Consider the following 6,350-nt stretch of genomic DNA (forward strand, 5'->3'; position numbering starts at 1 on the left):
GTTAATAACAAAATAACACTTAGTTATTTTTTTGTCAATATATTTTTAAACTATAAAAAAAGGCATTTAAAAACAGAGTGACTATTTCAAAAATGAAAAAGTGTACACTCTGTTAGTGAATAATATAGTTTTTACTTGCTGTTGAGAGACCAGTTATAGTCCATATACTTTATTTTTTTCTCCTTCGGAATCTCCAGGTAGGTGTGCAGATCTTCGAACTCATCCCTGTACCACCTATAGATTTTTGAAACATAGTAGGTGTCTCCCTCCAGGCGTTTTCCCTTTTCTGTATTTGCCAGGAAGATCTCCCTCTGCTCCAGCATCTCTTCTCTCAGATTTTCAGGGGTATAGGGAGCTCTTCTGAGGTCGGGGCAGGAGAGGGAGGCGCAGACAATAGCATAGTGAATAAGGGGATCCTCGGTTTTTCTGAGGATATCGTGCTCTATATATCCAAGGGAGTAGGCGGCATCTCCTACCTGGATAATATCACGCTTCCACACTGGCTTTATGAGGCTACCAGCATCTCTTATACTTTTTAAGGGATGATTATCTATAACCATCTTCACAGCCCCTATATTATAGATGTTTATCCAGAAGGCCTTCTTCTCCTCAAAAGTTAGCTTTTCAGGTTCTTCAGCCCTGACCTCATCTAAAAGTATCTTCCACCTCTTATCTCCACCGATTCCCTCATAGTCCACGAGAACAGCTTCAATACCTTCCCTACTTCCCTGAATGGTATACTCCTTTAACAGCTCATCCCATGTATGGGTGTAACTTCCCAGGGTCAACTTAAACAACAATAAAAAGATACCGATAAACCTCCACATAATATCACCTCTTTATTAATAGTCTATATGAGGTATACCAGCTTTCAAGGAAAATTACTTTAAAAAAGTTTAAGATCTTATAATCCTCTATAATTTATATTTTATCCCAGCCACTGAATATCCTCCATGGTTTCAGTAAAGGAGGTACCATTTAAAAAGTCCTTTGGGTTGGAGAGGTTCCCGCATATTGCAGGGTGGTTATGGCAGATGATCCTTCCAGAGGAGATATACTTTATAAACTTCTCAGCCTTCCCTCCCCATATGAGGTAGGTCAAGTTGGGTTTAACCCTTCCCAGGTGAAGGAAGAGGTCCCTGGTAAACTTCTCCCAAAGTTTTAGGTGACTTCCAGCCTTTCCCACCTTTACTGTAAGGGCGGAATTAAGGAAGATTACCCCCTTATCATTCCAGTCCTTAAATGCTTCGTTTGGGGGAAGGATGGGAAAGTTTCCCTCCTCTATCCTTTCTCTCAGAGACTTTATATCCAGCATCTCTCCATAGTAGCTCTTATAGAGAAGTTTCAGCATATTTTTAAGGGAGGTATTTATCCTCTTGTCTCCCCAGGAGGTATAGGGCACCTCAAAGGAAAATCCTGTGGCTATACCCTCCTGGGGATAGGGATCCATTCCCAGGAGAAGAACCTTTTTCTCATGAAGATCATACCTGAAGACCCTGAAGATATTCTCCTTTTTAGGAGAGTAGTCATCCCCTATATTTTGTAAGATATCCTCTACCTCCTTCACCCTTCCCTCGGTGAAGAAGTCGTAGTAGGAGGGATGTATCCTGTGCTCCTGTAAAAACCTCTCTTTTATTTCTCTGCTATCCATTCCTTCTCCTCCTCTATAAGTTTCATTAGCTGGTGTTGTATCCTTCCATAGGTCATCTCCTCTATGGGAGGGAGTTCACTGAACCTTTGGACCTCGGTAATCTCAGAGGCAGGAAGGGGTCCCCTCTTGGTAATCTCAGCTCTGAAAAGACCTCCAAAATTCACTTCCGAGCCTATACCCACAGAGTAGTCGCAGAGATGCTTTAACTTGTATTCAAGAGCTCCAGTTTCCTCATAGAGTTCCCTCTCAGCAGTTTCCAGTATAGTTTCACCCTCCTCGTGGTGTCCTCCTGGGACCTCCCAGGTGCTCCTGTCAGCATGTCTCACCAGAAGAAGTTCTCCCTCCTCGGATGCTATGATCACCGCATACTTTCTATTCCTTTCACATATCCTATGAAGTTTTATATCCAAGCCTTTCCTCCTTCACAATTAATCCTTTAAATTTAAAGACCATATGAGGATATAGTATAATAAATCCATGAAAAAATTAAGGTGGATTTTAAAGTGGAAGGAATTTATCATAAGAAAAGCGGGTCCTACAGACCCGCTAAAGTTTAATTTTTATGTATAGGATACAACAGGTTCCTCTGCCTTCTCCTCTTCAAACTGTATCTCTCCATCCTTGTCCCAACACTCTATCCCCTCTGTGGAATCAAGAACCTCAACATTGAATACAGGATTTTTTCCTTCTTTCTTCTGCTGAGCGTAGTCCTTAAGGGCAACTACAGCGATCTTAGACAGAAGAGTTATTGCGATCAGGTTGATGATAGCCATACTGCCCATGAAGAGGTCTGCCAGACTCCATACAACCTCTACCTTGGCCACTGCTCCAAACATAACCATTCCTAAAACAAGTATTCTATAGATATAGAGCATCTCCTTGGATTCCCCTATGAACTCTATATTCGTTTCTCCATAGTAGTAGTTTCCTACAATTGAACTGAATGCAAAGAGCAGGATACATACAGCGATAAAGGTATACGCCCACTGTCCAACCTGGGATGCCAGTGCCAGCTGAGTCAGCTTGATACCCTCCACTCCCTGTACACCATACTTTCCAGAGAGAAGGATAATAAAGGCAGTTGCACTACAGATTAAGATAGTTGCAGTGAATACTCCCAGGGTCTGGATAAATCCCTGTTTTACCGGATGGCTTGTAGATGCAGCAGCAGCGGCATTGGGAGCAGATCCCATTCCGGCCTCATTGGAGAATAATCCCCTCTTTATCCCCTGCATAAGAGCGGCTCCAAGCCCTCCTCCTACAACTCCGTCCATATTGAAGGCTCCCTTCAATATAATTGAGAACATCTCAGGGATGTGTCTGAAGTTGATCACAACCACATAGAGGGAAACCAGGATATAGGCGATCCCCATTATAGGTACGATGGTCTCAGATACCTTAGCTACCCTGTGAACCCCTCCAAATATTACTATTCCTGTAAAGACTGTGAGGATAATTCCAGTATGGAATCTTCCCATTCCAAAGGCCTCCTCAAAGGCATATGTAATAGTGTTGGCCTGTACAGAGTTAAATACAAGTCCAAAGGCAACTATTATCAGGAAGGAGAAGAGTATTCCCATCCCTCTCTGGTTCAGAGCTTTTTCCATATAGTAAGCTGGTCCTCCACGGTACCCTTTTTTGTCTCTGACCTTGTAGACCTGAGCTATGGTACTTTCAACAAAGCTGGATGCAGCTCCTATAAGAGTAATGATCCACATCCAGAATATTGCACCAGGTCCTCCCAGTGAGATGGCCAGAGCCACCCCGGCAAGGTTACCCGTTCCAACTCTGGATGCAGCACTGATACAGAAAGCCTGAAATGGCGAAACAGCGTCCTTGTTATCGCTCTTATCACTAAAAGTTCTGAACATCTCTATGAAGAACCTAAACTGCACAAAGTCTGTTTTAAACGTAAAGTACCCTCCTAAACCTATCAACATGACAATCAATACATACGACCATAGGACATGATTTATAGAGCCTATGATGTTTCCTAAAACTTCCATTAAACTATTCCCCCTTAAATATTTTTTCAAGAAAAGTAAACAAAAACTTATCCTTGATATAAAGTAAACTATTAATCAGTTTATATACTAACATTAACTTTGTCAATAGTTCTTTGTATTTTTAAACGATAGTATGTTTATTTTGAATACAATAGTCGAATTTTATATATTTTGTTTATTTTTGGTTGTGGTAAAAAAAGTTTTGAGATGATAATCATTTATTTAATAAATGATTTATTTATCCCTTGAAATTCAAAGGGATAATAGGTTTTTAATCCTCAAGGAAGGGCACTATGAACCTCCTGAACCCTAAAAAATCCCTCTTTTCATCAAGAAAAGACATTGGATACCATAGTAAAAATTCAGTTGATTTTATGGTTTAGTATGTTATATTTATTATAGGTAAAGTTCAGAAAAAATAGCGGAGGTCTTTAAATGGAACATTTTTTAAATAAAATGCTAGAGAAAAACAGAGCCAAGTGCCAGTTTGGAGATGTGGCAGACTACATCCCAGGACTAGACAGAGCAGACAAAAATAATCTGGGGCTTTGTATTATGAGGACAGATGGTACGGTACAGAGGGTGGGGGACTATGATGTAAAGTTCACCATACAGAGTGTGTCCAAGCCTGTAACCCTTATGCTGGCTATCCTGGATAACGGGGTGGACCACGTATTTTCCAAGGTGGGGATGGAGCCCACTGGAGACGCCTTTAACTCCATAAAGAAGCTGGAAACATGCGATACCCACAAGCCCTTTAACCCAATGATAAATGCAGGAGCTATTGCAACAACAGCCCTTGTAAAGGGAAGGGATGCCCAGGATAAGTTCAGAAGGTTACTGGAGTTCTTCAGAAAGATATGTGAAAATGATACCCTGGATATAGATGAGGAGATCTACAGGGGAGAGAAGGAGACGGGAAACAAGAACAGAGCCATGGGGTACTTTATGAAGGGAGAGGGGTATATCGACGGAGATCTAGAGGATGCTCTGGACGTGTATTTTAAGCAGTGTTCTATCCTGGTTACAGCTGAGGATATGGCAAGGCTTGGACTCTTCCTGGCTAGGGGAGGAATACTAAGTAATGGCGAGAGGGTTGTAAGTGAGCACGTTGCCAAGATAGCCAAGACACTAATGGTTACCTGCGGTATGTATGACGGCTCGGGGGAGTTTGCCCTCATGGTGGGAGTTCCAAGTAAGTCAGGTGTAGGAGGAGGAATCTGCTCCGTTGTTCCAGGAAGGATGGGGGTAGGTATCTTTGGTCCGAGCCTTGACAAGAAGGGGAACTCCATAGGGGGATACTCCCTTTTAAAGGACCTCTCCCAGGAACTGTCTCTGAGCATCTTTTAAGAGAGAATGTTTAAAGTAAAGCTTTAAAAAATAAGTTGTTGAAAAAAGCTGGGGGATAATGTATATAAGTAGGTAGAGAATAAAAAGGGGGATGAAATGAACATTAATTCAGATTACATGTTATACAGATTAAAGGAACTGCTGGCTATAAACAGTCCTTCAGGGGATACTGTAGAGGCCATCGACTATGTAAAGAAGGCTTTTGAAGACCTGGGGCTCTCCACAAGGGTCACTGTAAAGGGAGCACTAATAGCTACTCTAGAGGGGAAGAATACAGAGGAGCACGTGGCGGTATCGGCCCATGTGGACACCCTGGGAGCTATGGTAAAGGAGATAAAACCCAATGGAAGGCTTAAGTTAACTCAGATAGGGGGATACCCTTGGGTAACTGTTGATGGGGAGTATTGTACCATAGCAAGCTTAGAGGGGAAGAAGTATAGAGGAACCATCCTCCATGAAAAGACATCGGCTCACAACTATGGAAGCATTCCCAAGGAGGACGTAAGGAATGAAAATAATATAGAGGTTAGGATAGACGAGCTGGTTTCTACAAAGGAGGACACTGCTAAGCTGGGGATAGAGGTAGGAGATTTTGTATACCTAGATCCTAGAACAGAGGTAACTGAAAGCGGGTTTATCAAGTCGAGACACTTAGATGATAAAGCTTGTGTAGCTGTACTACTGGAAGCAGCAAGAAACCTGGTAGAGAGTAAGGCTACTCCATCTAAAACAACTCACTTCTTTATCTCCAACTATGAGGAGGTTGGACACGGAGCATCGGGAGTACTTGGGGATAACGTAAGGGAACTTGTAGCTGTGGATATGGCTTCCCCAGGAATAGGGCAGCAGTCCACTGAACAGGGAGTAACAATATGTGCCAAGGACAGCTCTGGGCCATATGATCTTGAGCTCAAGAGAAAACTGGTTAAACTTGGCAGGGAGAATGACATCGATTATAAGCTGGATATCTACAACTACTATGGTTCCGATGCCAGCGCAGCTTTAAGAGCTGGGGGGCAGTTAAGACACGGACTTATAGGTCCCGGGGTAGATGCATCCCATGCTTATGAGAGAACCCATATGAAGGGATTAGAAAATACAGCTAAACTGCTTATAGCTTACTTGAAATCATAAAAAGCAACGTGACGTTGCATCCGAATAAGCACTGGGAAAACTAATTACTTTAAGTAAAGTTTTCATAAATTTTATACTTTTTTTAATTAGGCTGTTGCAAAAGTATTGTATAATTTTCAATATTGCAATGGCCTTTTCTATTGTAAATAATAATATCTTTAAACTAACATTAAAAAACTTCCTGCTTAGCCCTCTAACTCTATGATTAT

6 protein-coding genes are annotated in these 6,350 nt (G+C 41.9%); 2 read left to right on the forward strand and 4 right to left on the reverse strand.

Features of this window, described 5'->3' with window-relative positions; translation table 11 throughout:
- Positions 1 to 131: 131 nt before the first annotated feature.
- The 4 genes from QMG11_RS17960 to QMG11_RS17975 form a co-directional block, all read right to left on the reverse strand.
- Positions 132 to 827 carry a DUF547 domain-containing protein gene (locus QMG11_RS17960; protein ID WP_281837701.1) on the reverse strand — a complete coding sequence of 232 codons (696 nt, stop codon included), beginning with the start codon at positions 825 to 827 and terminating at the stop codon, positions 132 to 134.
- Positions 828 to 928: 101 nt separating this feature from the next.
- Positions 929 to 1,651 (reverse strand): uracil-DNA glycosylase, encoded by a 723-nt coding sequence (locus QMG11_RS17965; protein WP_281837702.1) that lies wholly within the window; start codon positions 1,649 to 1,651, stop codon positions 929 to 931.
- Positions 1,633 to 2,061, reverse strand: a complete 429-nt coding sequence (locus QMG11_RS17970; RefSeq protein WP_281837703.1) for an NUDIX hydrolase — start codon at positions 2,059 to 2,061, stop codon at positions 1,633 to 1,635. Before QMG11_RS17970 ends, QMG11_RS17965 begins: the two co-directional genes overlap by 19 nt.
- A gap of 150 nt (positions 2,062 to 2,211) precedes the next feature.
- Positions 2,212 to 3,657, reverse strand: coding sequence for an alanine/glycine:cation symporter family protein (locus tag QMG11_RS17975; protein WP_281837704.1), 1,446 nt, complete (start codon positions 3,655 to 3,657; stop codon positions 2,212 to 2,214).
- 435 nt (positions 3,658 to 4,092) lie between these two features.
- On the opposite strand from QMG11_RS17975, the gene glsA reads away from it, so the two are divergent.
- Positions 4,093 to 5,007, forward strand: coding sequence for a glutaminase A (gene glsA, locus QMG11_RS17980; RefSeq protein ID WP_281837705.1), 915 nt, complete (start codon positions 4,093 to 4,095; stop codon positions 5,005 to 5,007).
- Between the two features lie 96 nt (positions 5,008 to 5,103).
- The gene (locus tag QMG11_RS17985; protein WP_281837706.1) at positions 5,104 to 6,141 is read left to right on the forward strand and encodes a M42 family metallopeptidase; all 1,038 of its coding nucleotides are present in this window, start codon (positions 5,104 to 5,106) and stop codon (positions 6,139 to 6,141) included.
- Positions 6,142 to 6,350 lie beyond the last annotated feature (209 nt).

This window comes from Propionigenium maris DSM 9537, from assembly GCF_027925155.1.
Taxonomy (GTDB): domain Bacteria; phylum Fusobacteriota; class Fusobacteriia; order Fusobacteriales; family Fusobacteriaceae; genus Propionigenium; species Propionigenium maris.